The organism is Bradyrhizobium sp. WSM4873, from assembly GCF_055811355.1.
Genome location: NZ_JBVVPS010000014.1, coordinates 94,651 through 119,861, shown reverse-complemented (window position 1 = coordinate 119,861; position 25,211 = coordinate 94,651). Strand labels below are relative to the sequence as shown.

At 64.0% G+C, this 25,211-nt stretch carries 24 protein-coding genes; 11 read left to right on the top strand and 13 right to left on the bottom strand.

Annotation, left to right across the window (positions count from 1 at the left end; all coding sequences use genetic code 11):
- Window positions 1–4 precede the first annotated feature (4 nt).
- Window positions 5–874, bottom strand: coding sequence for an SDR family oxidoreductase (locus AC0L21_RS19860; protein WP_473263508.1), 870 nt, complete (start codon window positions 872–874; stop codon window positions 5–7).
- Between the two features lie 103 nt (window positions 875–977).
- Between AC0L21_RS19860 and AC0L21_RS19855 the strand changes: the two genes are divergently transcribed.
- On the top strand, window positions 978–1,871 hold the full coding sequence (locus AC0L21_RS19855) for a LysR family transcriptional regulator (RefSeq protein ID WP_473263507.1): 894 nt from the start codon (window positions 978–980) through the stop codon (window positions 1,869–1,871).
- A gap of 21 nt (window positions 1,872–1,892) precedes the next feature.
- Here AC0L21_RS19855 and AC0L21_RS19850 read toward each other — a convergent pair whose 3' ends face one another.
- Complete coding sequence (locus tag AC0L21_RS19850) at window positions 1,893–2,810, bottom strand: intradiol ring-cleavage dioxygenase (protein WP_473263506.1); 918 nt, start codon at window positions 2,808–2,810, stop codon at window positions 1,893–1,895.
- A 171-nt stretch (window positions 2,811–2,981) separates the two neighbouring features.
- Between AC0L21_RS19850 and AC0L21_RS19845 the strand changes: the two genes are divergently transcribed.
- Window positions 2,982–4,256, top strand: coding sequence for a serine hydrolase domain-containing protein (locus AC0L21_RS19845; RefSeq protein ID WP_473263505.1), 1,275 nt, complete (start codon window positions 2,982–2,984; stop codon window positions 4,254–4,256).
- 49 nt (window positions 4,257–4,305) lie between these two features.
- Here the strand turns inward: AC0L21_RS19845 and AC0L21_RS19840 are convergent, their stop codons facing one another.
- The 4 genes from AC0L21_RS19840 to AC0L21_RS19825 form a co-directional block, all read right to left on the bottom strand.
- Window positions 4,306–5,625 (bottom strand): TRAP transporter large permease, encoded by a 1,320-nt coding sequence (locus tag AC0L21_RS19840; protein ID WP_473263504.1) that lies wholly within the window; start codon window positions 5,623–5,625, stop codon window positions 4,306–4,308.
- A complete protein-coding gene (locus AC0L21_RS19835; RefSeq protein WP_473263503.1) occupies window positions 5,622–6,137 on the bottom strand; it encodes a TRAP transporter small permease in 516 nt (171 codons plus the stop codon). The genes AC0L21_RS19840 and AC0L21_RS19835 overlap by 4 nt, the downstream gene beginning before the upstream one ends.
- An 84-nt stretch (window positions 6,138–6,221) precedes the next feature.
- Entirely contained in the window at window positions 6,222–7,220 is a 999-nt protein-coding gene (locus AC0L21_RS19830) for a TRAP transporter substrate-binding protein (protein WP_473263502.1), read from the bottom strand.
- Between the two features lie 377 nt (window positions 7,221–7,597).
- The gene (locus tag AC0L21_RS19825; RefSeq protein ID WP_007607722.1) at window positions 7,598–7,831 is read right to left on the bottom strand and encodes a hypothetical protein; all 234 of its coding nucleotides are present in this window, start codon (window positions 7,829–7,831) and stop codon (window positions 7,598–7,600) included.
- 138 nt (window positions 7,832–7,969) lie between these two features.
- Between AC0L21_RS19825 and AC0L21_RS19820 the strand changes: the two genes are divergently transcribed.
- The 3 genes from AC0L21_RS19820 to AC0L21_RS19810 all read left to right on the top strand — a co-directional run bounded on the left by AC0L21_RS19820 (window position 7,970) and on the right by AC0L21_RS19810 (window position 11,270).
- A complete protein-coding gene (locus tag AC0L21_RS19820) occupies window positions 7,970–8,314 on the top strand; it encodes a DUF1236 domain-containing protein (RefSeq protein ID WP_473263501.1) in 345 nt (114 codons plus the stop codon).
- Window positions 8,315–8,662: 348 nt separating this feature from the next.
- Window positions 8,663–10,120 (top strand): sensor histidine kinase, encoded by a 1,458-nt coding sequence (locus AC0L21_RS19815; protein WP_473263553.1) that lies wholly within the window; start codon window positions 8,663–8,665, stop codon window positions 10,118–10,120.
- A 13-nt stretch (window positions 10,121–10,133) separates the two neighbouring features.
- Window positions 10,134–11,270 carry a mandelate racemase/muconate lactonizing enzyme family protein gene (locus AC0L21_RS19810; RefSeq protein ID WP_473263500.1) on the top strand — a complete coding sequence of 379 codons (1,137 nt, stop codon included), beginning with the start codon at window positions 10,134–10,136 and terminating at the stop codon, window positions 11,268–11,270.
- Here AC0L21_RS19810 and AC0L21_RS19805 read toward each other — a convergent pair.
- Together AC0L21_RS19805 and AC0L21_RS19800 are read right to left on the bottom strand one after the other, a co-directional pair.
- Window positions 11,267–11,998 (bottom strand): cytochrome c biogenesis CcdA family protein, encoded by a 732-nt coding sequence (locus AC0L21_RS19805; protein ID WP_473263499.1) that lies wholly within the window; start codon window positions 11,996–11,998, stop codon window positions 11,267–11,269. The two genes, AC0L21_RS19810 and AC0L21_RS19805, sit on opposite strands and share 4 nt — an antisense overlap.
- Before the next feature lie 206 nt (window positions 11,999–12,204).
- The gene (locus tag AC0L21_RS19800) at window positions 12,205–12,471 is read right to left on the bottom strand and encodes a hypothetical protein (RefSeq protein ID WP_018457109.1); all 267 of its coding nucleotides are present in this window, start codon (window positions 12,469–12,471) and stop codon (window positions 12,205–12,207) included.
- A gap of 518 nt (window positions 12,472–12,989) precedes the next feature.
- Here AC0L21_RS19800 and AC0L21_RS19795 point away from each other — a divergent pair.
- The 5 genes from AC0L21_RS19795 to AC0L21_RS19775 all read left to right on the top strand — a co-directional run bounded on the left by AC0L21_RS19795 (window position 12,990) and on the right by AC0L21_RS19775 (window position 17,520).
- Window positions 12,990–14,036 carry a LysR family transcriptional regulator gene (locus AC0L21_RS19795; RefSeq protein WP_473263498.1) on the top strand — a complete coding sequence of 349 codons (1,047 nt, stop codon included), beginning with the start codon at window positions 12,990–12,992 and terminating at the stop codon, window positions 14,034–14,036.
- Window positions 14,037–14,065: 29 nt separating this feature from the next.
- Window positions 14,066–14,437 (top strand): helix-turn-helix domain-containing protein, encoded by a 372-nt coding sequence (locus AC0L21_RS19790; RefSeq protein WP_211382658.1) that lies wholly within the window; start codon window positions 14,066–14,068, stop codon window positions 14,435–14,437.
- 371 nt (window positions 14,438–14,808) lie between these two features.
- Window positions 14,809–16,158 (top strand): L,D-transpeptidase family protein, encoded by a 1,350-nt coding sequence (locus tag AC0L21_RS19785; RefSeq protein WP_473263497.1) that lies wholly within the window; start codon window positions 14,809–14,811, stop codon window positions 16,156–16,158.
- 111 nt (window positions 16,159–16,269) lie between these two features.
- Window positions 16,270–17,091, top strand: a complete 822-nt coding sequence (locus AC0L21_RS19780) for an enoyl-CoA hydratase (RefSeq protein ID WP_473263496.1) — start codon at window positions 16,270–16,272, stop codon at window positions 17,089–17,091.
- A 144-nt stretch (window positions 17,092–17,235) separates the two neighbouring features.
- Window positions 17,236–17,520, top strand: coding sequence for a hypothetical protein (locus tag AC0L21_RS19775; protein ID WP_473263494.1), 285 nt, complete (start codon window positions 17,236–17,238; stop codon window positions 17,518–17,520).
- Between the two features lie 34 nt (window positions 17,521–17,554).
- On the opposite strand, the gene AC0L21_RS19770 is transcribed toward AC0L21_RS19775, so the two are convergent.
- From AC0L21_RS19770 to AC0L21_RS19760, 3 genes are all read right to left on the bottom strand, one after another.
- On the bottom strand, window positions 17,555–18,634 hold the full coding sequence (locus AC0L21_RS19770) for an isocitrate/isopropylmalate dehydrogenase family protein (RefSeq protein ID WP_473263493.1): 1,080 nt from the start codon (window positions 18,632–18,634) through the stop codon (window positions 17,555–17,557).
- Window positions 18,635–18,769: 135 nt separating this feature from the next.
- Window positions 18,770–19,837, bottom strand: coding sequence for an alcohol dehydrogenase (locus tag AC0L21_RS19765; protein WP_473263492.1), 1,068 nt, complete (start codon window positions 19,835–19,837; stop codon window positions 18,770–18,772).
- Between the two features lie 172 nt (window positions 19,838–20,009).
- Window positions 20,010–21,206 carry a CaiB/BaiF CoA transferase family protein gene (locus AC0L21_RS19760; protein WP_473263491.1) on the bottom strand — a complete coding sequence of 399 codons (1,197 nt, stop codon included), beginning with the start codon at window positions 21,204–21,206 and terminating at the stop codon, window positions 20,010–20,012.
- Between the two features lie 194 nt (window positions 21,207–21,400).
- Between AC0L21_RS19760 and glgA the strand changes: the two genes are divergently transcribed.
- Window positions 21,401–22,816 carry a glycogen synthase GlgA gene (gene glgA / locus AC0L21_RS19755; RefSeq protein WP_473263490.1) on the top strand — a complete coding sequence of 472 codons (1,416 nt, stop codon included), beginning with the start codon at window positions 21,401–21,403 and terminating at the stop codon, window positions 22,814–22,816.
- 159 nt (window positions 22,817–22,975) lie between these two features.
- Here the strand turns inward: glgA and AC0L21_RS19750 are convergent, their stop codons facing one another.
- The gene (locus tag AC0L21_RS19750) at window positions 22,976–23,920 is read right to left on the bottom strand and encodes an oxygenase MpaB family protein (RefSeq protein WP_473263488.1); all 945 of its coding nucleotides are present in this window, start codon (window positions 23,918–23,920) and stop codon (window positions 22,976–22,978) included.
- Between the two features lie 94 nt (window positions 23,921–24,014).
- On the bottom strand, window positions 24,015–25,160 hold the full coding sequence (locus AC0L21_RS19745; RefSeq protein ID WP_473263487.1) for a patatin-like phospholipase family protein: 1,146 nt from the start codon (window positions 25,158–25,160) through the stop codon (window positions 24,015–24,017).
- Window positions 25,161–25,211: the final 51 nt, after the last annotated feature.

Below are 25,211 nucleotides of genomic sequence, written 5' to 3'. Positions count from 1 at the left end.
GCCGTCAGGCAGTGGCCGTGATCTCGGAGACGAAGTCGCGATAGGAGCGCAGCGGACGGCCGAGCAGCGCGGTCAGACGCTCGACGTCGCCGGCCTCGGGGACCATTCCCTCGGTGAGGAAACGCTCGCTCATCAGCCGCATGTCGTAGGCCATCCAGTTCGGCATGAATTGCCGGAGATTCTTCTCGAAGCCGGCGGTATCGTCGCCGGGATAGGCGATCGTGCGGCCCAGCACCTCCGACCAGACGGCGGCGGCTTTCGCGCCGGTGAGCGTATCAGGGCCGACGAGATTGATGCGCGTGAGCGGAAGCGGTGTTGCGGCGCGCTCACGACGGATGAGCTCGACGGCCGCGATCTCGCCGATGTCGCGCGCATCGATCATGGCGAGCCCTCTGCTCCCGATCGGCATCGGATAGATGCCGGATGCGGTCACCACGTCCTTGATCGTGAGATCGTTGTTCATGAAATAGGCGGGGCGCAGGATGGTGGCGTTGAAGCCCATCTGCTCGATCATCCGCTCGACGCCGAACTTGCCGGCAAAGTGCGGGACGTTCACGTAGCGATCGCTGTGGATCACCGAGAGGTAGACGACCCGCTCGACGCCGGCGTCGCGGGCCACGTTGAGCGCGATCAGCGCCTGCGTGAATTCATCCGGCACCACCGCGTTGAGCAGGAACAGGGTCGAGACGCCCTTGAATGCGCTGCGGAGCGCGTCGACGTCGAGCAGGTCGCCCTGCACGACCGTGACGCCTGCCGGCGGGTTTGCCTTGGCAGGCTCGCGGGCGAGAGCACGGACATCGGCGCCGCGCTTGACGAGCTGTTCGACGACATGGCGGCCGATGGTGCCGGTTGCGCCGGTAACGAGGATGGTCATGGGGATCACTCCGGGTTTGGGTCAGAAGACACCCCGGAAATTAGTGATCCACAAACGAACCGATAGCCGCTATATCTGGACAGACTGTCTCGCTGGTGGAACGATGGACCTGCTCGCACTCACCGACTTCAATCTCGTTGCCCGGCACGGCGGGTTCGGACGGGCCGCACGGGCCGCCGGCCGCCCGAAAGCCACCCTGTCCCGGCGGGTCGCCGAGCTCGAAGCGGCCCTCGACCTGCGCCTGTTCGAGCGTGGCGCGCGGGCCTTGAAACTCACGCAGGAAGGACGCGCCCTTTACGAGCGGACGGGGGCCCTGCTCACCGAGCTCGACGAGACGGCGGCAGCGATCGCTTCGGGTGGGGACAGTCCGCGGGGGCGCTTGCGGATCAGCGCGCCTATGCTGTTCTCGCAGACTGCAATGGGAAACCTCGCGGCCGGGTTCGCGCTCAGATATCCGGAGGTCCGTCTTGAGGTCACGACGGAAGACCGCTCCGTCGACATGGTGGAGGAAGGGTATGACCTCGTCATTCGGGTCAATCCCGATCCGGATGACAGCCTTGTCGGACGAATCTTTCTGCGCGACAGGCTGGTGGTTGTGGCGAGTCCGGACTTGAAACGACCGAGGGAGGATATCGCTGTGCCGGCTGTCATGCGCGGAGCGGGCGACCGGAAAACAAGCTGGGACGTGACGGTGCCAAGCGGACAATCGCGCATCGCGATTGATCCGGTCCTTCGCCTGGCATCGCTCATCATGGTCCGCGACGCTGTCCGGGCGGGCGTGGGCGCCGCGCGCCTTCCGGTGTCACTCGTCAGTCACGACCTCGCTGCCGGCACGCTGGTGCTTTGGGGCGACATCGACGGACCGGAGATCGCATTGTGGACGCTCTATCCATCGCGCCGGCTGCTGAGCGCGCGCGTATCCGCCTTCCTCCACTTCATGAAGGAAGCCTTTCCAACGGGGGCACCTGACGAACTCGCGGCCTTTATCGGGCGCTGAAGTACGCCCGTCCGCGATGCGTCAGGCCGGCTCCGCCGCCTTCACTCCGAGCGGTTTCGGCGCCATGCCGCTGCCGGGCTTGAGATGGAATTCGTAACTCATCAGGTGCCACTGCCCGTTCGCCTTGGTGCCGTCGGGCATCTCCGGGTCGCTGCGCGGCTCGACCTTGGCGACGAGATCGTCCTTCACGCCGAACACCACGTCGGAATCCAGATATTTGTCGCCATCCATGAAGACGTGGGTGATCAGCGGCTCGTAGCCCTTGGCATTGACCAGGAAATGCACATGCGCCGGGCGCATCGGGTGGCGGTTGGTCTGCACGATCATCTCGCCGACCGGACCATCGGTCGGAATCGGGTAGCTGCACGGCAAGATGGTGCGGAAGAAGAAGCGGCCATCGCTATCGGTGATGAAGCGCGCCCGCGCCGAGGCGCCGACCTCGTCATAGTTCGGCTTCTGCGAGTCGTAGAAGCCATCATCGTCGGCATGCCAGACATCGACGGGGACATTCGCGAGCGGCTTGCCATTGAGATCGGTAACACGGCTCTGCACGAACATCCGTTCTCCGGTTTGATTGTTCGGAGAGATGTCGGTGCCGTGCGCCGTCACCTTGTGCTCGCCGACATAGAACGGCCCGAGCACGGTGGTCTGGGTGGCGCCCTCGCGCTCGCGATGGTTGACCGCGTCGACCAGCATGGAGACGCCGAGCACGTCGGACAGGAGGATGAATTCCTGCCGGGTGTCCGTGCATTTCTGGCCGGTGCGGGTCAGGAAATCGATGGCGTATTCCCACTCCTCGAAGGTGAGGCCGGTCTTGCTCACGTAATCGTGCAGCGACTTCACCAGTTCCTGGAGCAGGAATTTCGCGCGCGGGTCAGGTGTCTGGTCAAAGCTCCGGACGACGGCTTCGGTGAGTTCGGTTTCGTTGAACTGGGTCATGGTGCGTTTGCCTGCGTTTTCTCATTGGCCCGTTGGGGATCTGTTGGGCTGCTTGGAGGCGTTCCAAGGTGAAGCCTACACCAAACAGCCGGCCGGCGTTAAGCGCGACCGGCTTGGAATGAGACCGCCTTTTCGGCTATCAACGTCGGACAAAACTGCCCGGAGGAACTGATGCTCGCCCCCACCCCCGCCTCGCCCGAATCCGTGGGCATGTCCAAGGCCGCGCTCGACCGCGTCGATGCGCATCTGAAGAGCCGGTACATCGATGCCGGCCGCTTCCCAGGCACGCATCTCCTGGTCTTTCGCCGTGGCAAGATAGCCCACAGCTCGGTGCAGGGTTTTGCCGACGTCGAGCGCAAGCTGCCGGTCAAGGACGACACCATCTACCGCATCTATTCCATGACCAAGCCGCTCACCAGCGTCGCCTTCATGATGCTGGTCGAGCAAGGCCTCGTCGCGATCGACGAGCCCGTCGCCAAGTACATTCCGGAATGGAAGGATCTCGGCGTGTTCGTCGCCGGCACTGCGCCGTCCTTCCTGACCCGTCCGCCGTCGCGGCCGATGCTGATCGTCGACCTGCTGCGCCACACCTCCGGCCTCACCTACGGCTTCCAGCAGCGTTCGAACGTCGACGCTGCCTATCGCGCTGAAAAGATCGGCGAGGTCGAGAAATCAGGCACGCTCCAGACCATGATCGAGAGCCTTGCGAAAATTCCGCTGGAGTTCTCGCCGGGCGAGGCCTGGAACTACTCGGTTTCGACCGACGTGCTCGGCTACCTTATTGGCAAGATCTCCGGCATACCCTTCGAGCAGTTCCTGAAACAACGCATCCTCGATCCACTCGGCATGACCGACACTGATTTCCACGTGCCGGCTTCCAAGGCCCACCGGTTCGCCGCCTGTTACTCGGCCGACCCGGGTGGCGGCATGACCTTCCATGCCGGCCAGCGGCGCGAGGGCCTGACCCTGCAGGACGATCCAACCAAGAGCTCGTTCCTGTCGCCGCCGTCCTTGATCTCGGGTGGCGGCGGGCTGTGCTCGACGACGGCCGACTATCTCACCTTCTGCCGTGCGCTGCTCAATGGCGGCGAACTCGGCGGCGTCAGGTTGATCGGGCCGAAGACGCTGGCGCTGATGACGACCAACCACATTCCGGGCGGCCGCTTCCTCCCCGAGGTGTCGCGCTCGCTGTTCTCCGAAGCGACCTATAACGGCATTGGCTTCGGACTCGGCTTCGCCGTGACCATGCGCCCGGCCGAGACACTGGTCGCCGGCAGCCCCGGTGAATACAATTGGGGCGGCGCGGCCACGACGTCGTTCTGGATCGACCCGGCCGAAGAGCTGATCACCATTTTCATGACGCAGGTGCTGCCGTCGAGCGCCTACCCGCTCCGGCGCGAGCTGCGCAGCATGGTCTACGCCGCGATCACCGAGAGCAATCTGTAGGAAAATTGGACCGATCCCGCGGCATCAGAGCCGCGGGATCAACCCCTGCTCATTTCAACATCTCCGGCACGATCAGACGCGGCAGGAACAGCGACACGCTCGGCCAGACGATGACGGCCGCCAGCACGAGCAGCATCGGAATCAGCATGATCACCGTGTCCTTCAGGGCATAGCGCAGCCGCACCCCCGCGATCGAGCAGGCGATCATCAAGCACAGGCCATAAGGGGGCGTCACCAACCCGAAGGCCAGCGATATGATGGAGATGATCGCGAACTGGACCGGATGGAGGTCGACTGATTTCGCCAGGGGTTCGAGAACGGTGCCGACGATGATGATCGCCGGAATGGCGTCGAGGAAGCAGCCCACCACCAGAAAGCAGAGCGCGATGAAGAAGCCGGCCCCGATCGCGCCCATGCCCCAGGTCGAGACGTTGGCCAGCAGTTCCTGCGGAATCCTGTAGTAAGCCAGCAGCCAGCCGAACGCGCTCGCGGTGCCCACGCAGAACAGCGCGACGCCGGCCAGGCGCCCGGTGTCGAGCAAAGCCTTGTAGAGTTCGCGCGCGCCGGTTTCACGGTAGAAGAACGTCGACAGCGCCACGGAATAAAGCACCGCGACGCAGGCGGATTCGGTCGCGGTGAACCACCCCAGCAGGATGCCGCCGACGATGATGAACGGCGTCAGCAGCGCCGGTATCGAGCGCCAGATGGCGCAGCACATCTCCCTCCAGGTGTCCTTCGGATAGGTCGGGTAACCTCGTCGCACGGCATAGATATGCACTGTCGCCATCTGCGCGCCGGCGATCAGCAATCCCGGCACGATGCCCGCGAGATACATCGCAGCGATCGAGGTGGAGATCAGTCCACCCCACACGATCATCAGGATCGAGGGCGGGATGACGACGGCAAGGACGGCCGAGACCGCGGTGATGGCGATGGAGAACGAGAGGTCGTAACCCTCCTTGGTCTGGGCATCGATGAAGATCTTGGACTGGCTCGCCGCGTCCGCGGTGGAGGATCCGGAGATGCCGGCAAAGAACACCGACAGCACCACGTTGATCTGCGCCAGCGATCCCGGCCAGTGCCCGACCATCGAGCGGGACAGCGCGACCAGCCGGTCGGTGATGCCGCCGATGCTCATCAAATTGGCGGTGAGCAGGAAGAATGGTACTGCCAGCAGGATGAACGAATTGTAGGCGTTGAAGGTTTCCTGCGCGAGCGTCATCAGCGACAGATGCGGCTCGATCAGCAGGATCGGCACGCAGGCAAGGCCAAGCGCGAAGGCGACCGGCACGCGTATGATGAGCAGGCCAACGAAAGTCCCGAACAGGACCATCGCGGCCTGTCCGGCGGAAAGAACATTGCCGCTCATTGATTGGCCCCAACCAGAATCCGCATCTCGTCGATAATCTGTTCACCGGCGAACACGATCCAGGTCACGCCGGCAACCGGCCAGGCGACGTGGATCAGCCAAAGCGGCAGATCGGCCAGCTCCGAAGTTCTGTTCCAGGCAAAGCGGGTGAACTCGATGCCGGCGGATACGAACACCAGCGCCAGCGCCAGCACGCCGAGCCGCGCGAGAATCCGCACCATGGCTTCGCTTCGGCGTGACAGGTCAGGCCAGACGTCGACTTCAAAATGCTGCGACTCCCTGATGCCGACCATGGCGCCGATCATGATCGTCCAGATGAACATGAACCGCGCCATCTCCTCGGTCCAGATGTAGGACGGAATCAAAGGCGTGTAGCGCGAGATGATCTGCAACGTGACCGGAATGACCAGAATGCCGACAGAGGCGGCGAGCAGGATTTCCAGCAATTTTGCGTAGGCCGCCGTTGCTCGGCGCCATGGCGACGGGTTCGGTGGCATCGATATTTCGGTCATTACGACTCCGGGGGATCACAATCACGCAATGGGGCAAGCCGTCCGGCTTGCCCCGACGTCCTGTCGCGTGGGCGGCGACAGTTCTCAGACGACGTTGATCTTTTCGAAAATGCCTTCCGCGCCGATTTCCTTGGCGTAGGTGGCCATCACCGGGTCGGCGAGCTTCTTCATGGCGTCACGCTCTTCGAAGGGAACGCGCTTGAGCTTGCCGGCCTTCTCCAGCGTGTCGAGCTTGACGACCTCCTCGCTCGACTCCAGTTGACGACCATAGTCGCCGGCCTCCTTGCCGGCTTTCATGATCGCGTCCTGCAACTCCTTCGGCAAGGTCTTCAGCGTCTTCACCGAGAAACAGATCGGCCGGATCGACACGGCGTGCTGGGTCAGGTTGAGATGCGGGGCCACTTCGTAGAACTTCATCGCCTCGACGCCGGCCGCCTCGTTCTCCCCGGCCGCTATCACGCCGTTCTGGATCGCGTTGTAGATTTCGTTATAGGCGATCACCGTCGGGCTCATGCCCACGGCCGCAAAGGTCTTGGACCAGATCGGCGCGCCCTGTACGCGCACCTTGAGGCCCTTGAGATCGGCAAGAGTCTTGAGCGGCTTGTTGGCGAAGATGTTGCGGATGCCACCGCCGGAATAGCCGATCAGAACGACCTCGGCCTTGGCCGCGACTTCGTCAGCGATCGGCGCCAGGATATTGGCTTCGACGACCTTGTTCATGTGTTCGATGCCCTTGAACACGAAGGGCGCGTCGATGAACGGGGCCGCCTTGGCGAAGGTCGACATGTGAGCCGGCGAGACGATGCCGTAATCGACGGCTTTGCCCTGCGACATGTACTCGAAATACTGCTTTTCGAGGCCGAGCGAGGAGTTCCTGTGCAGCGTGAAGTTGACGGGCTTGCCGTAATACTTCTTCACCAGCTCTTCGAACCGGAGCAATGCCCGGTTGAAGGCGTGGTCGTCGTTGAACTGGACCGCGCCGTTCAGCGTGATCGGCGACTGTGCCCTGAGGATCGACGGCATGCCAATCGCAGCCGCCGCAGTGGTCGCGCCGAGCCCAGCGAGAAATGATCTTCGCTTCATCGTCTCCCCTCCCTATGATGCTCCGGCCCTGTCGCCGGGCCGTGAGCGCAGCCGGTATGCGGCTTGCGAGTGGGAAGCGTATGAAAAACGTCGGCGGGACGGAAGTCATTTCGTGTGCGCGGGAGGTCCTCTTCGTCGCAGGGCGCCCCTTTCGCGAACTGCTGCACTGCAACTTGCGCTCCTGGCGACGCGTGGCGGGCCGAGGGGCGCCCCCCTCCTCTCGTAGCAGACGGCTTGCGGACCTGTGCGCTGCACGCGCAGACCCGCTCGCCTTCTACTGTGCTTTAATGCAAATGGCCGATCAGATAGATGCCGCCGCCGATCACCAGTACGGCCGGCACGGCCCAGAGAATCAGAACTGGCATTTGTCATCCTCCTCAGTTGGACGTGCAGACCTTGACGGTCTTCATGCCGCTTTCAGCCTCGGTGCGCGACTTGTAGATCGTGCCCGACGGGCTCACGACGGTCATGGACGTGTCAGTCGGCTTCTTATCGACGATCGTGCATTTCTTGGTCTTGACGTCCTGCACGACGTAGAACTCGTCGGCGGCGAACGCCGGCAGGGATATTGCGGCAAGCATCAGTGCTGCAGTTACTATCTTCAACTTCATTAGTTGTCCTCCTCCAGAACCCGAGCCGTTTAGCCCGGTGAGCTACAAACGGGAAAAAGCGGCAATTGGTTCCCAGTGCCGGGAACGCTGTCGGCGATGAGGGGTTGTTGCGGCGCATATTCAAACGAGGAGAACGAGATGAAGAAGTTGTTCCTGCTTTCCGCCGCCGCGGTCCTGATTTCGACCGGTGCTTTCGCGCAATCGACCGTCGTGACGACGACCGGGACGGGCCACGCGGCGACCGTTCAGATCGAGCCGCAATACCGAACCAAGATCAAATCCTACGTCACCGAGCACCGCGTCCGCCCGGTGACGACGAAGGAAAAGATCGTTGTCGGTGCGGCGGTGCCGAGCGACGTCGAACTCGAGGCCGTTCCGGCAGACTGGGGTCCGTCGCTGACCAAGTATCGCTACGTCTACTCCGGCGATCGCGTGATGCTCGTCGATCCCGGTTCGCGCACGGTCGTCCAGGAAATTGATTGATCCAGGTGTTGGGGCGGCTGCCTTGAAGGCGGCCGCCCTCTCTGGGAGTTGAAATTATGAAATCGCATCGAGAGGCCCGGATCGCCGGGCTCAGCCTGGCGGCCGTGTACGCCATGTGTCTCCTACTGACCGCAATCAGCATGAGCTGAGGCGGCGCCGCGGACGGCACTGCAAAATCTCGTCCCTGGGCGGCTCGTCCGGACGCGAAAAATTATGGCGCAGCGCAAGTCCCGCCCCTATGGTCTCCCAAAATCATAAATCCGGCGCTCCCCTGCGCTGGAACCGGGACGCCTGCGTTTGTCAAAGCTCACCCTGCCGGTCCGGCTCGCTCTTCTGGTGACGGGAACGATGTTGCCGCTGATCGTCTTCGCGGTCGGGATTGCCGTCTACAATTACAAGCAGGACCGCAACGACGCGACCCGCCGCTTGCTGGAGAACGTGCGCAGCATGCGCCTCGTGCTGGACTCCGAGGTGCAGCGGATGACCGGCGGCCTGCAAGTGCTTGCGCTGACAAATTCGCTGCGCGACGACGACTTCCAGAATTTTCGCCGCATCGCCCTCGGCTTCGTCGATCAGTACGGCAAGGGCGGCCTGGTGCTAATCTCCGATCGCAAGGGCCGACCGCTGTTCTCCTCCGCGACCGAGGACACCGCAAGCCTGGCGCCACGCGGCCATCTGGAGATCATCGAGAAGGTGTTTGCGACTAGGTCACCGCAATATTCCGATCTGTTCACCGGCGCGATCAACGGGCGGCCGGTGCTCACGGTCGAAGTTCCGGTGGTCCGCGACGGCGAAGTGATCTACGACCTCTGCTTCAGCCCGCCGGTCAGCATCTTTCAGGATTTGGTCGAGAAGCAACGGCCCGACCGGGATTGGACGGTTTCCCTGCTCGACACCAAGGCCATCGTGTTCGCGCGCACGCCGAACCCTACGGAGATCTTCGGAAAACGGGCTACCGGCACGCTGTACGAAAGTATGTCGCGCACGCCGGAAGCCGCACTCTCGACGGTTTCGCTCGACGGTGTTGCGTTGTCCACCGTCTATACGAGGTCGCGGCTGACCGGCTGGACCATCGTGGCCGGCGTCGCCGAGAGCTCGCTGATCGCTCCGCTCTGGCGCAACATCGCGATCACCAGCCTGATCGGCGGCATCCTGCTGCTGACCGGTCTGACCTTCGCGGTCAGGATGGCAACCACGATCGCGCGCGGCGAGATGTTGCACGATCTCCTGATCGATGAGCTCAACCATCGCGTCAAGAACACGCTCGCCTTGATGCAGGCAATCGCGGTGCAGACCTTCCGCAGCGCCAGCCGGGACGAGCGGGCAAAGTTCGAGGGTCGGCTCGGCGCGCTGGCCGAGGCGCATAATTTGTTGAGCCAGGAGAAATGGGCGGGCTCCGAGCTGCGGGACGTGATCGCCCGCGCGCTCCAGCCGTTCCTGCTGAACAATCCAGAGCGCATCCGCATGGCCGGAGCCGCGGTGCCGCTGTCGCCGCGGCTCGCCGTGGTGCTGTCGATGATCGTGCACGAGATCGCCACCAACGCTGCGAAATACGGCGCCCTGTCCAACGAGACCGGCCGGGTGACGCTCGAGTGGGAGGTCATCGCCGACGCGCCGAAGCCGCGGCTGCGCCTGATCTGGACCGAGATCGGCGGACCGCCGGTGACGGCGCCGGTGCAACGCGGCTTCGGCTCACGCCTGATCGAGCGCAGCGCGCGCGACCAGCTCGGCGGCGAGGCAACGGTCGACTTCCTGCCGCGCGGCGTGGTCTGCACGGTGATTTGCGCGCTGGACGAGGCGCGATGAACGGAGGCCGGCAATGAAGATCACAAGGGTTCGCACGCACATTCTCGAAGCAAAGCTGTCGCAGCCCTTCGCCTATTCGCGCGCCTGGTACGACACGCGCACCGCGATGCTGGTCGAGATCGAGACCGATAACGGCCTTGTCGGCTGGGGCGAATGCTACGGTCCGGCACGTATCACGGCCGCGGTGGTGCAGAGTATCGCGCCGTGGCTGATCGGCGAGGATCCGTTGCGCACCGACGTCTTGTGGCAGATGGTCTACGCGCGCTTGCGCGATCACGGCCAGAAGGGCGTCGTGATCCAGGGGATGAGCGGCATCGACATCGCGCTATGGGACATCAAGGGCAAGCATTTTGGCGTACCCGTGCATCAGCTGCTCGGCGGCGCCGCGCGCAAGCAGGTTGCGGCCTATGCAACCGGTCTCTACCGGCGCAAGTCAGGCGATCCGCTGACCTATCTTCCGGAGGAAGCGGCGGGTTATGCCGCCGAAGGATTCCGCGCCGTGAAGCTGAAGGTTGGTTTCGGCATCGCGGAGGATGCCGCAGTCACCCGCGCGGTGCGCGAGGCGATCGGCCCCGATGTCGCGCTGATGGTCGATGCGAACCACGCCTATGACGCTGTCGCGGCGATCCGGCTCGGCCGCCTGATCGAGCGCCATGACATCGGATGGTTCGAGGAGCCGGTGCCGCCGGAGGATGCCGCGGGCTACCGTGCGGTGAAATCCGCGCTCACGATTCCGGTCGCCGGCGGCGAGTGCGAATTCACGCGCTTCGGCTTCCGCGAGCTGTTCGTCTCGCATGCGCTCGACATCGCCCAGCCCGACACCTGCGCGGCAGGTGGTTTGAGTGAATGCAAGAAGATCGCCGACATGAGCGAGGCGTTCGGCATCCGCTACAATCCGCACGTCTGGGGCACCGGGATTGCGATCGCCGCCTCGCTCCAGCTCCTCGCCGTGCTGCCCTCGCACACGCCGACTTCACTGTCGTCGCTCGACCCGATGCTCGAGTTCGACCGCACCGAACATCCGATCCGGCAGGCGATTTTGAAGGAGCCGATCGAGCATGCGAGGGGCGTCGTGCGGGTGCCCGAGGGGCCGGGCCTCGGCATCGAGATCGACCGCGAGGCGCTGGCGCGGTTTGCGGCGGACGCCTAACCGATCGTCTGCAACGCCGGGAACGTCTCGAGCAGCCAGATGCTCACATTCGAGACCGCGCCGGTGAGAAATCCAATGCCGGTGATCACCATCAGAACGCCCATGGCGCGCTCGACATTGACGAGATGGCCCTTCATGCGCGCGAACAGGGTGGAAAACTGCTCGATCATGAGGGCGGCGATCAGGAAGGGAATGCCGAGGCCGGCCGAATAGACCGCGAGCAGGCCGGCGCCCCTGGTCACCGTCGCTTCGGCCGCGGCGACCGAGAGGATCGCGGCGAGGATCGGACCGATGCAGGGCGTCCAGCCAAAGGCAAAGGCCAGCCCCATCACATAAGCGCCCCAGAGGCCGACCGGCTTGGGCGCGGTCAAGCGTCCCTCGCGCATCAACAGGCCGATGCGCGTCAGGCCGAGGAAGTGGAGGCCCATGACGATGATGACGATGCCGGCGAGGATCGAGAGTTCGGCCGACCAGGCGCGGATCAGCCCGCCGATCAGCGAGGCGCTGGCGCCGAGCGCCACGAATACCGTGGAGAAGCCGAGCACGAACAGGAGCGCCGACATCATGATCGCGCGTTTGGAGGCCGATGCGGGCTCTTCGCTTTCGACATGCTCGATCGTCGCGCCCGTCAGATAGATCAGGTAGGGCGGGACCAGCGGCAGGACGCAAGGGGAGAGGAAGCTGACGAGGCCGGCAATCAGCGCCGCCGGGATCGAAACATTTTGCATGATGCAGTCGGAGCCATCTCAGGCGCCGGTGCGGCGCGCGGGGAATGCGCGCGGCCCGGAGCCGAACCGGCTCTGGTGTAGCCGATGTCAGCGAATGCGCAACAGAGGCGCACAAAACCAGGGCTCCTCCCGATGCCGTCTGTGATCACAGATGCGGCACCGGGACACGCACAAATCTCGCCAAAAAGCGAAACTCGGCGGCGCGGCTACTTCACCACGCGGAGCAGCGGACGCCGGGGCTGGTCCTGCGTCTGCTTGGAGGGGGGCTGCGGTTCGCTCGTGGCGGTCCGCAGCATTTCGTCGCACAGTGCCTTGAGATCGGCACTGTCAATTCCTTTGAGTTTCATCCGCACGTCCAGGATGACAATGGACAGCAGCTCGGCCGACTCGCGGCTGTTGCTCTCGTTCAGCACCCTGCGGCACTCTTCGAGCGTTTCCAGCACCGACTGCAACTGTTCGTCTGAATGCGACACGGCGTTCTTTCCGCTAATTCGGCCTGTGAGACGTGATTGTGACGACCTCTTTGGCCCCCATGAAGCATCGAGGATAACACGAGGCCGCTGCGCCCCCGAACATGATTTCAGTGTGTTTCTGCCTTGAAACCGCGGTTCCGGCGCGTATCGCGTCGCGCCGCCAGCCGTCCAAACGCTCAGGAGTAAAGCGCCCGATCGTAAAAAGCTCAGTCGTAAAACGCCTGGCGTGCTGCAATTGATCCATCGCGGAAGAAGACGGCACCGGCTCTCGCGCAAGGACGTTCATTGCGGACAGCGCCGACGATCCCGTAGCCATGTCACGGCTCACAACGGAACTCACCCCACACCCCTCATACGGGCGATGATTTGCCCGATTCCCAGCCTTGTTCCAGCGCTGGCAGCACCCGAATACCACCTTCGGCGTAGTAAGGATGACGTTCAAAACTCGTCGTTCCCCAACCCGCCGTGGTTGTGGTTTGCCCCAGATTCTGCCAGTTTAGCGACCCGAAGGGACTTGTATGCACTCCTTGGCGGAAAGGGGCGTTCCTCTGGAGGAACGCCCAAAGACAAACATCAGCGGCCTGTCGGACTGGGATGCAGCGCGCATTTTCCTGGAAGTTGTCCGATGCGGAAGTTTCCGCTCGGCGGCCGAGCGTCTGTCGCTGTCGATCAACGCCGTCCGCCGCCGGATCGATGATTTCGAACGCCAGACCGGCACCACCCTGTTCACCCGCGACGTCCACGGTACCCGTCTGACCGACGAAGGCGCGCTGGTGGTCTCCGCCGTCGAGCAAATGGAGGCAGCTGCCTTCGACGTGCTGCGCACCAGCGATTCGACGGCAAATGCCCTGTCCGGCGAGGTCCGCGTCGCCGTGACCGAGGGACTGGGCACATTCTGGCTCGCCCCCCGGCTGGTCGAATTCCAGCAGACCTATCCGAAGATCCTGGTCGATCTGCATTGCGCGATGCGTTCGGCCGACGTCTCCCGCCACGAGGCCGACGTCGCCATTCACCTGTCGCGGCCTTCGGCGCTCGACGTCAAGCTGGTGCGGCTCGGCCGCATGCATCTGATGTTCTGGGCCTCCGAGAAATACATTTCGAAACATGGCGCGCCACGCTCGGCAGCGGAGTTGATCAAGCACCGCCTGGTGCTGCAGTTCGCCGACCAGCTCGCCGCCAAGCAAACTTTCGAGAGCTTCTTCCCCGGCGTTCCGGAACGTGACCTTCTGGTCATGAAGACCAACGTCTCGAGCGCCAACTACTGGGCGGTCGCGAATGGCGCCGGAATAGGCGTGTTCCCGAGCTACGCCATTGCGCTTGGCGGGAAGTTGATTCCACTGGAGGTCGAGCTGAACAGACCGCTGGATATCTGGTTGTCCTACCATCCTGGTAGCGGCCGGATCCCGAGAGTGCGGCACATGATTGACTGGCTGATCGAAGCCTTCAATCCGGCGCGTTTCCCGTGGTTTAAGGAAGAGTTCGTGCACCCGCATGAATTCAAGGACGAGTATATGGGCGAACCCCTGACCCAGCTCTTCGGGGGGTTTTCAACCGAAGACCGATGAGAAAAAAGATGAAGACAGCGGCGAAGAGAATGAAGCAGCGCAGTGCCGGCAAGCCGGACATTGAGCTGGGCAAACGCATCCGTTTGCGGCGCGTCGAGATGAAGATCTCGCAGGCCGAGCTCGGCGAGAAGCTCGGCGTCAGCTTCCAGCAGGTTCAGAAATACGAGAAGGGCGTCAATCGCGTCGGCGCGGCTCGGCTTCAGCAGATCGCCACCTCGCTCGACGTGCCCGTGACCTTCTTCTATGACGGCGACAACAAGGCGCGTGAAGTCGAGAGCCTGCTCTTCCTGGACTCGGCCTTCAGCCTCCGCCTGCTGCGCGCCTACAGCAAGATCAAGGACCAGACGGTGCAGCGTCAGCTCGTCTCGCTGATGGAATCGATCGCAGCGAACGAAGCCTGAGCCGATCGGCGTTCGCGCCTTTCCGCCCGATGTTCAATCCGCCGCGTCACGGGGCGCGGCTGGATTGGACGAGACCCGGACGAGATATATCCGGCCCGCGCGCTCGCGCGGACTTCTCGGGGCGGCATGACCGCCCCTTTTTGTTGTCCATTTTTTCCGCCGTCGCCCGCGTTTTCGCGAACCCATTGCGGCCCTGTCGCGACCCAATCCAGAGACCGCCGTCCGACGTGCGGGGCTCGCGATGCGCCGTGCTTAAGGGACCCGCAACCGCGAGGCGCTAGCCTGCCGCCGATTTCTCGAATCAGCACGACGACCGGAATTGCCGACGCGAGCGCCTGTCCGGGCCTCGCTCTCAGGGGAAGATGGGACACATGTCGAAACGCCATGCGATGATCATTGCTGTCGGCATGCTTGCGAGCGCCTCCGCGCTTGCACAGACCGAGACCATTGGACAGGCCGGGTCCAAGCCGGCGACTGCGGCTGGCACGGTGCCGGCCACCGCCAATCCGGCCCACGCAGCCGCGCCGAAAACTGCTGCGCCGGTGTCCGCTTCGACGGCGGAGAGCCGCTCGGCCGCGGCGCTCGCGCTGACGCATGAGCCGACCTATGACGAAGGCTCCGCCCAGCGCATCAAGGATGCGGCGCTGAGCTATTCCGATCTGGCCGTGCGCGGCGGCTGGCCGGCGATCCCGGCAGACGCCAAATTCGCACCCGGCGCCCAGGGCGCCAATGACGATCTCCTGCGCAAGCGGCTGGTCGTCTCCGGCGATCTTTCCGCCGACAAGGCGGGCGGCGCCTTCGACCAGGATCTCGCCGACGCCGTGAAACGCTTCCAGGCCCGCCACGGCCTCGCGCCGACCGGAACGATGACGCCGCGCACGATCGCGGCGATGAACGTGCCGGTGCAAAAGCGCATTCGTCAGCTGGAGGCTTCGCTCCAGCGGCTCGAGAACATGAATTTCGGCTTCGGCCAGCGCTATGTCGTGGTCAACATTCCCGCCGCCTTCGCCGAAGCGGTCGAGAACGACGTCGTGGTGCGGCGTTATCGCGTGATCGTCGGCAAGACCGAAAAGCCCTCGCCGACGCTGACGGCCCAGATCAGCAGCGTCGTCCTCAATCCGACCTGGACGGTGCCCTCCTCGATCGCCAAGACCGAGATCTCCGCGCATATGCGCAAGGATCCCACCTATTTGTCGCGCATGCACATGGAGGTGCTCGACGCCCACGACAATCCGATCGACCCGAATTCAGTCGACTGGTCGGGCACGCACACGCCGAATTTCACCGTGCGCCAGCACAACGGCACGTTCAACGCGCTCGGCGCGGTCAAGATCGACATGCCGAATTCCTATTCGGTCTACATGCACGACACCAACCAGCGCAATCTGTTCAGCGATGATTACCGCTTCGATTCCCATGGCTGCTCGCGCGTCGACAATGTGCGCGATCTCGCCGCATGGCTGTTGAAGGACCAGCCGAAATGGAGCCGCGCCGCGATCGACGCGGAAATCGCCAGCGGCCAGCATCTCGACGTCGCCATGGCGAAGAAGGTGCCCGTGGCCTGGATCTATCTCACGGCATGGATGACCAAGGACCAGACCGTCCAGTTCCGCAACGACGTCTATAGCCAGGACGAGCAGCTGCTGGAGGCGACCGCCGAAGAGGCGGCCTTCTTCAGCAATGCCGGCAGCCATCCGCTGACCGCGCATATGACGAGATAGGTCGCGCCATGCAATCGCGGCACAGGCGGCTGCAAAGCCACGTCCGTTGTCGCGGTTGACCCTGGCCTCGCCCCGGCCGAACATTGCGCCTCGCCAACGAAAGCGAGCGCGATGTCCGACATGTCCAGTACGACCGAAATTCCCTACGCCGACGGCAAGATCCTCAAGCACACAGCCGGTGGCGTCGGCGTGATCACATTCAACAATCCCGACAAGCGCAACGCGATGTCGCTGGAGATGTGGGAGGGATTTGGCGAGGCGTTGACAGCCTTACGCGATGACGCTGCCGTGCGCGTGGTGATCCTGCGCGGCGCCGGCGGCAAGGCCTTCGTGTCCGGCGCCGACATCAGCCAGTTCGAGAAGACGCGCCACAACGCGGCCGCTTCCGAGGAATATGGCAAACGCAGCGCCGCCCAGCGCGCGCTGCTTGCCGATTATCCCAAGCCGACCATTGCCTGTATCCAGGGCTTTTGCCTCGGCGGCGGCATGCAGGTGGCGATGCTCGCCGACATCCGCATCGCCTCTCATGGCAGCCAGTTCGGCATTCCGGCGGCAAAACTCGGCATCGCCTACGGTTATGACGGATTGAAGCACCTGGTGTCGCTGGTCGGGCCGTCCTGGGCCCGGCTCCTGATGTACACGGGCATGCGCATCGATTCCACCGAAGCGCTGCGCATCGGGTTGGTCGAGCGCGTGGTTCCCGAGGATCAGCTCTGGGGCGAGACCATGGGGATCGCCGAGACGATCTCGCAAAATGCGCCGCTCGCGATCAAGGCCGCCAAGCTCACCATCGCGCAAGTGTTGAAGGACGAAAGCGGGCGCGACATCGACGCGATCAGGGCGGCCGGCACGGCCTGTATGGACAGTGCGGATTTTCGCGAGGGCCGGCAGGCCTTCATGGAGAAGCGCAAGCCACAGTTCCAGGGACGGTGATTTCATTATTACCACCAAGCGAAGCGATGACGCCAGCCAACGTGAACATGCATTCAGGAAGATTAAATTCCCACGCCCCTGCAACACCATAGCAACCAGCTGATTTGCTGGAAGTTCTCTCGCCATCAAAAGAGGGAGATTGCGATGCAACTCAAATTTGCTGTTGTTGGTCTGGCTGCCCTGGGCGGCGCAGCGCTCATGTCAGGACAGGCACTCGCAGCGATGCCGAACGGCATTCCGCAGGCCGACCGTATCGCGAGCGGCCCGGCAGCCAACGTCGATCAGGTGCGCTGGGTCTGCAACCCCTGGGGTCGCTGCTTCTGGCGTCCGAACTATTATGGCGCCTACGGCTTTTACGGCGGCCCGCGACGCTTCTACGGCCCACGTCCGTGGGGCTGGGGCCACCGCCACCACTGGCGTCGCTGGTGAACTGCGAGGGGCCGCGAGGCCCCCTCTTGCTTGACTACAGCGCCGCGAGCACCGCCTTCGTGATGTCGGCCGTGCCATTGCTGCCACCGAATTCCATCGGCTTGAGGCCGCCGGCATAGACCTTGTCCACCGCACGCTCGATGGTCTCGCCGGCCTCGGCCGCGCCCTCGACGCCGTGCTTGTCGGCAAGCCAGTCCAGCATCATCGCCGCCGACAGGATCATCCCGGTGGGATTGGCTTTGCCCTGCCCCATGATGTCGGGCGCGGTGCCGTGGCACGGCTGGAACACGGCATACTTGTCGCCGATGTCCGCCGACGGCGCCATGCCGAGGCCGCCGATCAGGCTCGCGGTGATGTCGGAGACGATGTCGCCGAACATGTTCTCCATCACCATCACGTCGAAATCCCAGGGACGCTTCACCAGCATCGCCGAGCAGGCATCGACATAGAGCCGGTCGGTCTTCACCTCCGGATGACGCTTGGCGATCTCGTCGAAGATACCGCGGAAGAACGCAAAGGCCTTGAACACGTTCGCCTTGTCGACGCAGGCCAGCGCACCGGGCTTGCCGCGCGCCTTGCGCCGCTCGGCGAGGCGAAACGAGAACTCGAACAGGCGCTCGGACGTCTTGCGCGTGATCACCATGGTCTCGCGCGCCTCCTCATGGGTGACGATGCCCTTGCCCATCGAGGCGAACAGGCCTTCGGTGGACTCCCTGATCACGACCAGATCGATGCCGCGCTGGTCGGCGCCGACGATCGGGCTCGGCACGCCCGGAATGAGCCGCGCCGGGCGCACACCGGCATAGAGATCGAAGATGAAGCGCAGCTCGATCTGCGGCGCGATCTCGGTATTGTCAGGGTAGCGCACCGACGGCAGACCGCAGGCGCCGAGCAGGATCGCGTCCGCCTCCTCGCACAGCTTGACGGTGGTATCAGGCATCGACTTGCCGGTGGCGAGATAATGGTTGGCGCCCGCCGGCGCCTCGGTGAAGCGGAAGCTCAAGCCGGATTTGGTCTCGATCTTGCGCAGGACTTCGATGGCCGGCGCCATGACTTCGGGACCGATACCGTCACCGGCGAGCACGGCAATGTGGAAGGCGTTATTTGCGGACATGGGAGTTCCTAAATGACGAAAGGTGTGGCCTCGTCATTGCGAGGAGCTCTTGCGACGAAGCAATCCAGACTGCGTCCGCGGAGGGATTTCTGGATTGCTTCGCTACGCTCGCAATGACGGAGGGTGGAGCGCTTGTTACGGCGTCAGCACCGTGCGACCAACCACCGCGCCCTGCTGCAACTGCACCAGCGCGTCGTTGGCCTTCGCGAGCGGCTGCCGCGTCACGGGGATCGGCGCTATGTTCTTCGCTCGCACCAGGTCGAGCAGCTCCTGCGTCTCGCGCAAATTGCCGACATAGCTGCCCTGGATCGTCACCGCCTTGATCGGAATCAGCGGCAGAGCCCAGGTCGCACCGCCGCCGAACAGGCCGACGATGACGAGCTTGCCGCCCTTGGTCAGGCAGTCGAAGCCGAGTTGCGTGGTGGCGGCGTTGCCGACGAGATCGAGCACCGCGCGGATGGGACCACCGGCTTTCTTGGCAAGCTGCTCCAGCGCGTCCGACGCCTTGGGATCGACGGTCGCGAGCGCGCCCGCTTGCTCCGCGGCTTCGCGCTTCTTCGCGTCGATGTCGACCATGATCGCGCCCTTGCCGCCCATCGCCTTGAGCAGCGACAGCGCCATCAGGCCAAGTCCGCCGGCACCGAACATCACGATCGGCGTGTCGAAGTGCTGCTCGAGCTTCTTCAGCGCGCTGTAGGTCGTGACGCCCGAGCAGGCGTAGGGTGCAGCCGACGCGGGATCGAGGCCTTTGAGATTGAGCAAATACCGCGGATGCGGCACCAGCATGTGGTCGGAATAACCACCGTCGCAATAGACGCCGAGCGAGCGCGGCGTCAGGCACATGTTCTCATCACCGGCGAGACAGGTCGGGCATTTGCCGCAACCGATCCAGGGATAGACCAGCCCGACATCGCCGATCTTCACGTCGCCCTGGTCCGACGACGTCACGTCCGGGCCGAAGGCGAGGACCTCGCCGACCGTCTCGTGCCCCATTGTCAGCGGCAAATTGATGCCGCGGTCCTTCAGCGAGAGCGGCTTGCGGCCGTGGCCGAGATCGTAGCCGCCTTCCCAGATGTGGAGGTCGCTATGGCAGACGCCGGCGGCCTTCACCTTGATCAGCACCTGCGTGCCGGACGGCTGCGGCGTTGCCTCGTCGAACTCCTGCAGCGGCGCCTTGAAATCGGCGACCTTGAAACTTTTCATCGGCGTCCTCCCGGATACTTTTCTTGTCGCCGCCACCATGGCATGGGCGGCAGGACGAGACAAACTCGGACCTGTCTAGTTTAGGCTGACGGATGATGGCAAGCCGGCCACGCGCACGGCCGCATTGCTTGCCGCAGCGTGGTATCCGTCAGACCTCCCGTCAGACTTGCCCTCAGCCTTGCACGGCTGTTTTGCCAGACGGAATTGGCGCATCGTCGGTGAGCCCGATCTCCGCGCGCAGTCCGTCCGTGTGCTCGCCAAGCACGGCCATCGTCTTGCCCGGTGTCGTATCGGCACCGGTCATTCGGAACGGCAGATTGAGGACCTGGAACGAGCCGCCTTCATCCTCGACAGACGAGAGGGCCTCACGGTGCGCGAGCTGCGGATCGGCCAGTGCTTCGGACACAGTGCGGTAGGCCGAGGCCGGCACGCCGGCCGTACCTAGCGCGACAAGACAGACATCGGTCGAGAGCTGCCGCGACCACGCCTCGACACCGTCCATCAAGTCGGCCCAATGGTCGCGACGCGCGGCATAGGTGGAGAAGCGCGGATCGGAGATCCATTCGGGACGGCCGATCACGCCCATCAGTCCCTGAAACGTCTTCTCGCTGGCAACCGTGATCATGACGTAACCGCTCGCCGTCTCGGTCGGCCCAAACATCGGGCGCGGCGGCGGCTTCACGGTGAACTGCGAGTTCTGCAACTCGATCAACGTCAGCGTCAGCATCGATTCCAGCATGGAAACGTCGATGTGCTGGCCGAGCCCAGTCAGGGTGCGCTGGTAGAGCGCCGACGCGATCGCGCCAAACCCGTAGGTGCCGGTGACGACGTCGGCATGGTAGATGCCGCAATAATCCGGGCGGCTGCGGCCGGGCTGGTAGGCGAGATGCGCCATGTCGTAGCCGGAGGCTGCATGGATCACCGGCGCATAGGCCGGCAGCTCGGCCGACGGGCCGCTCTGGCCGTAGCCGGAGATCGAGCAGTAGATCAGCTTCGGGTTGACGGCGCGCATTCTGTCATAGTCGAGCCGCAGCCGGTGCATCACGCCAGGGCGGAAGTTCTCGACCAGGATGTCGGCCGTCGCGGCCAGCCGGCGGACCGCCTCCTTGCCGTCCTCGGACTTGAGGTCGAGCACGACGCTCTTCTTGCCGACGTTGAGCTGGCCGAAAACGGTGCTGCAGCCCTTGCGCAGCGGCGGCCGGGTCCGCATCGTCTCGCCGCCGTCGGTCTCGATCTTGATGACCTCGGCGCCCATGTCGGCGAGCATCCGCGCACAATGGGGACCGGCGATGGTGGTCGAAAAATCCAGGACCCTGAGACCGGCGAAGGCCTTTGTCGTGGTCCCCTCATGCTTATCTGATAGCTGCATGCCTGCTTGCGTCCTTGAGTCACTTAGGAACTTATCGAAGTTCTCTGTCGTTGGTGTGCCGACCCTAGAGGGCGGCGGCTGAGTAGGAAAGTCTTTACCGAACAGACACGTCTCGCGGGCGGGCTTGGAATTCCAGGGCAACTGGACCCGTTCTTGCATAGCAGCAATCGGGCTCCGGCAGAGGGCAGCAGTTCTTGAGGGTCTTGTTCGTTACGACAGAAATGGACGACTTTGTCCGCGTCGGCGGACTTGGAGCCGTTTCCGCTGCACTCCCCCGAGCCCTCCGTCCTTTCGCCGACATCCGGGTCATGTTGCCCGGCTATCGCGACATCATCGAACAACTCACGCATATTCAGGTCGTTGGCCGCTGTCCGGCGTTCGCGGAGATGCCGGCCTGCTCGCTCGGCCGCGCCGCGACCAAGGACGGCCTGCCGGTCTATGTGCTGTTGTGTTCGCAACTCTACGACCGGCCCGGCAACCCCTATGGCGACGAGTCCGGGCGCGACTGGCCCGACAACGACATCCGTTTTGCGCGCTTTGCCTCGGCCGCCGCTGAGCTCGCGATGGGCACGCTGGACAAGGATTGGGCAGCAGACCTGATCCATGCCAATGACTGGCAGGCTTCGCTCGTGCCGGCCTACCTCGCCTGGCGCGGCTCCAAGCTGCCGTCGATCCTGACCATTCACAACCTCGCCTACCAGGGCCTCTTCCCGAAGGACTCGCTGCGGCGGATCGGCGCACCGGAGAGCTCCTTCCACATCGACGGCGTCGAGTTCTACGACCAGCTCTCCTTCCTCAAGGCCGGGCTGGTCTACGCCTCGCATCTCACCACCGTCAGCGGCACCTATGCGCGGGAGATCACCACGGATGAATTCGGCTGCGGTCTCGAAGGCCTGCTTCGAGTCCGCTCCGACGCGGCCGAGCTCACCGGCATCCTCAACGGCATCGACGAGAGCTGGGACCCGCGTTCCTGCGCCCAGCTTGCCCAGCAGTTCGGCGCCGGCGACTGGATCGGCAAGAAGGCCAATGCGGACTATGTGCGCAAGCAGTTCGGGCTTGCGGTGTCGCGCGGCCCGATGTTCGGCATCGTCGCCCGGCTGGTGCACCAGAAGGGCATCGACCTCGTGCTGGCGGCGGCCGATGAGATCGTCGATGCCGGCGGGCAGATCGTGGTCACCGGCTCCGGCGAGCCGGCGCTCGAGCAGGCGCTGATCGACGCGCATCGCCGGCGGCCTGACGCGATCGGGGTCGTGATCGGCTTCAACGAGGCCCAGGCGCGCCGCATCTTCGCCGGCAGCGATTTCACATTGATGCCGTCACGCTTCGAGCCCTGCGGGCTCAGCCAGATGTACGCCCAGCGCTTCGGCTCGCTGCCGATCGGCCACCAGACCGGCGGCCTCGCCGAGACCATTACCGACGGCGAAACCGGCTTCCTGTTCTCAAAACCTTCGCACGAATCCTTCCTCGGCGGCGTCCGCCGCGCGTTCTCCGCCTTCGTGGCGCAGGACCAGCTCGACACCATGCGTCGCAGTGCGATGGGACGGTCGTTCTCCTGGAGCATCCCGGCCGGCAGCTACAACGCGTTGTACCGGAAGCTGGCGGCGGTTTGAGCGCGCACTCCCTCGTGCCCCGGACACAGCGCAGCGTCTCTTCGACGGTGCGCTGCAGAGCCGGGGCCCATGTTGCACAGAGTTCGTGGCCCTGGATCCCGGCTCTGCGCCGCAACGCTCACGCGCTGCGGCTTGTCCGGGACACGCGAGAGGTGCTTCTTAGCGGCGCTGATCCATCTGCGGCCGGCCGATCCAGACCCTGTTGAGGCACCGTGTCATCCAGTCCGGCTGCGGCTCGCCGCGCAGCCGCGCTTGCGCTTCCTGGTAGGGACCGACATGGCGCAACCGATCGGGCAATTTGGGATAAACGCGCCGTATCCATCGGAGCGCGTTGTCGGCGGCCCTCTTGTCGCGCTCATCAAGCTCGAACCCAAACCCCACACGCAGGCGTTCCGGCAGCAGGCTCGCCGTGAGTGCGCGATACCACCGCGGCGGCCGCAACCAGGGACGGGCACCGCTAAAAATCTGCCTCGCAATCTCGCGCGCGGCCGGGCTGACGGTCAGCGTGTCCGACTCCGTCATTGCCGCGGTGTAGGCGGCGAAGCCGGACCAGTCTGCCGGCAGATTGTTCGTCGTCAGCCCGAACAGGGCGCCGAATGTCCGGCTCTCGGTCCAGTAGCGTTCGCGCTCGTCTATCGAGAGCGGTGGCAAGACCAGGTCGTGCGCCATCAGCGCGGTCTCGACCAGCGTGGCATGAACCCATCGCAGCGACGGGATATCGTTGGCACAGTAGCGCGAGCCTGCCGCGAACGGACCGACGGTCTGCGGCATCTTGCCGACGATCATGCCGTGGCGCCGGTGCAATTGCCGCGACGACAACAGCGCGCGGTCAAGCGAGCCGAACACCATGGCAAAGACGATGTCGAAGGTGCGGTGAAATCGTCCGATCGGATCAGCAAAGGTTTTCGAATGCTCGGCGATGGCGGCGGCGACCCAGGGATGCGCGAGTTGAAGGAGCAGCGCCCGGCCGGCACCGAGAAAGATCACGGCCTCGCGGTCGATCTGCCAGGTCACCGTGTCAGGACCGAACACGCCGGCAACGGGTCCTGCCATATCAGCACGAACCTGATCGAGGGCAGATTCCAGATCTCTCTCAGCGACCAATTGCAAGGCCTCGCGACGAAGACAGCGGGCGACAATAACCCGGACTGCCTTCCCGTGAAATCGTCACTGCGAGAAGCAATGACGGACGAAGCCCTTACTCCGCCGCAATCGGCATGACGTCCATATGTTCGTGCAGCACCACGCCCGCGAGCGGATCGAACTCGCCAACCCACGGCCTTCGCTCCAGCACGGACTTGGTGTGCGAATAGCCGGCATCCCAGCGCCGCATGATGCCGGACGGACTGAAGTCGATATCCTTGGTGTGGCTCTCGCGGTCGAGCTGCGGCGCAAGCAGGCGCACGACATGCATCCTGGTCGGGCAGCCGTAGCTGGTCAACTCCCTCACGGCCGGATCGCTGCGCTCGCCCTCGGGCAGTCGCGCGGCGAGCTGGCTAATGACGTGGCGCAGGCGATGGGTTTGCTGCTGGCGCGTGATCTGGCTCGCGATCCGGCTGGAATATTGCACATCCTTGTGCCGGTTCAGCACTTCCGCCATCGTGGTCGGCTCAGCGCCGACGGGATTCCACAAATGCACAGCGAAGATCAGCGAATTCTTGCGCGGATTGTCGTCGAAGACCGCTTCCGTCGGCGTGTTGGACAGGATGCCGCCGTCCCAATAGAGCTCGCCATCGATGCGCACGGCCGGAAACGCCGGCGGCAGCGCGCCTGACGCCATGACATGCTTCACCGTCAGCTCGCCGTCGCGGCTGTCGAAATAGCGCATCTGGCTGCTGCGGACGTGAGCGGCGCCGACCGTCAACCGTGGCGCGCAGCGATTGATCCGGCCGAAATCGACGAGCTCGAGCAGCGTCCGCTCCAGCGGCGCCGTCGAATAGAAGCCGGCGTGATCGGCTCCGAGCGGATAGGAATCGCCCGCATGCGCCAATGGATTGGGACGGAAGAAGCCGGGAATGCCGTGGGTCACGGTCGACCAATAGGCGAGCTTTTCGTTGAAGCCGGGAAACGCGGTGCGCAGATTCCAGACCGGATTCTGCTCCATCCGTTTCCAGAACTCCTTCAGGTGCTCCAGCCGCTGGTCGGGCGCGTTGCCCGCAATGAGGCAGGCATTGATGGCGCCGATCGAGGTGCCGATGATCCAGTCCGGCTCGATGCCGGCCTCGTGCAGCGCCTGGTACACCCCTGCCTGATAGGACCCGAGCGCACCGCCGCCCTGAAGCACCAGCACCACCTGACCGGGCAGATCCTTCGACACGCTGCTATCGCGCTTTACGCCGTTCATATCCTGCTCCCTGAGAGCCCGTATCCTTGCCATGTTCGTTCCTCGCGATGT

Bases quoted from the DNA above. Each gene is read 5' to 3' on its own strand.
- AC0L21_RS19860 (WP_473263508.1), bottom strand. From the start codon at position 874: ATGACCATCCTCGTTACCGGCGCAACCGGCACCATCGGCCGCCATGTC.
- AC0L21_RS19855 (WP_473263507.1), top strand. From the start codon at position 978: ATGGACCTGCTCGCACTCACCGACTTCAATCTCGTTGCCCGGCACGGC.
- AC0L21_RS19850 (WP_473263506.1), bottom strand. From the start codon at position 2,810: ATGACCCAGTTCAACGAAACCGAACTCACCGAAGCCGTCGTCCGGAGC.
- AC0L21_RS19845 (WP_473263505.1), top strand. From the start codon at position 2,982: ATGCTCGCCCCCACCCCCGCCTCGCCCGAATCCGTGGGCATGTCCAAG.
- AC0L21_RS19840 (WP_473263504.1), bottom strand. From the start codon at position 5,625: ATGAGCGGCAATGTTCTTTCCGCCGGACAGGCCGCGATGGTCCTGTTC.
- AC0L21_RS19835 (WP_473263503.1), bottom strand. From the start codon at position 6,137: ATGACCGAAATATCGATGCCACCGAACCCGTCGCCATGGCGCCGAGCA.
- AC0L21_RS19830 (WP_473263502.1), bottom strand. From the start codon at position 7,220: ATGAAGCGAAGATCATTTCTCGCTGGGCTCGGCGCGACCACTGCGGCG.
- AC0L21_RS19825 (WP_007607722.1), bottom strand. From the start codon at position 7,831: ATGAAGTTGAAGATAGTAACTGCAGCACTGATGCTTGCCGCAATATCC.
- AC0L21_RS19820 (WP_473263501.1), top strand. From the start codon at position 7,970: ATGAAGAAGTTGTTCCTGCTTTCCGCCGCCGCGGTCCTGATTTCGACC.
- AC0L21_RS19815 (WP_473263553.1), top strand. From the start codon at position 8,663: ATGTTGCCGCTGATCGTCTTCGCGGTCGGGATTGCCGTCTACAATTAC.
- AC0L21_RS19810 (WP_473263500.1), top strand. From the start codon at position 10,134: ATGAAGATCACAAGGGTTCGCACGCACATTCTCGAAGCAAAGCTGTCG.
- AC0L21_RS19805 (WP_473263499.1), bottom strand. From the start codon at position 11,998: ATGCAAAATGTTTCGATCCCGGCGGCGCTGATTGCCGGCCTCGTCAGC.
- AC0L21_RS19795 (WP_473263498.1), top strand. From the start codon at position 12,990: ATGCACTCCTTGGCGGAAAGGGGCGTTCCTCTGGAGGAACGCCCAAAG.
- AC0L21_RS19790 (WP_211382658.1), top strand. From the start codon at position 14,066: ATGAAGCAGCGCAGTGCCGGCAAGCCGGACATTGAGCTGGGCAAACGC.
- AC0L21_RS19785 (WP_473263497.1), top strand. From the start codon at position 14,809: ATGTCGAAACGCCATGCGATGATCATTGCTGTCGGCATGCTTGCGAGC.
- AC0L21_RS19780 (WP_473263496.1), top strand. From the start codon at position 16,270: ATGTCCGACATGTCCAGTACGACCGAAATTCCCTACGCCGACGGCAAG.
- AC0L21_RS19775 (WP_473263494.1), top strand. From the start codon at position 17,236: ATGCAACTCAAATTTGCTGTTGTTGGTCTGGCTGCCCTGGGCGGCGCA.
- AC0L21_RS19770 (WP_473263493.1), bottom strand. From the start codon at position 18,634: ATGTCCGCAAATAACGCCTTCCACATTGCCGTGCTCGCCGGTGACGGT.
- AC0L21_RS19765 (WP_473263492.1), bottom strand. From the start codon at position 19,837: ATGAAAAGTTTCAAGGTCGCCGATTTCAAGGCGCCGCTGCAGGAGTTC.
- AC0L21_RS19760 (WP_473263491.1), bottom strand. From the start codon at position 21,206: ATGCAGCTATCAGATAAGCATGAGGGGACCACGACAAAGGCCTTCGCC.
- AC0L21_RS19745 (WP_473263487.1), bottom strand. From the start codon at position 25,160: ATGAACGGCGTAAAGCGCGATAGCAGCGTGTCGAAGGATCTGCCCGGT.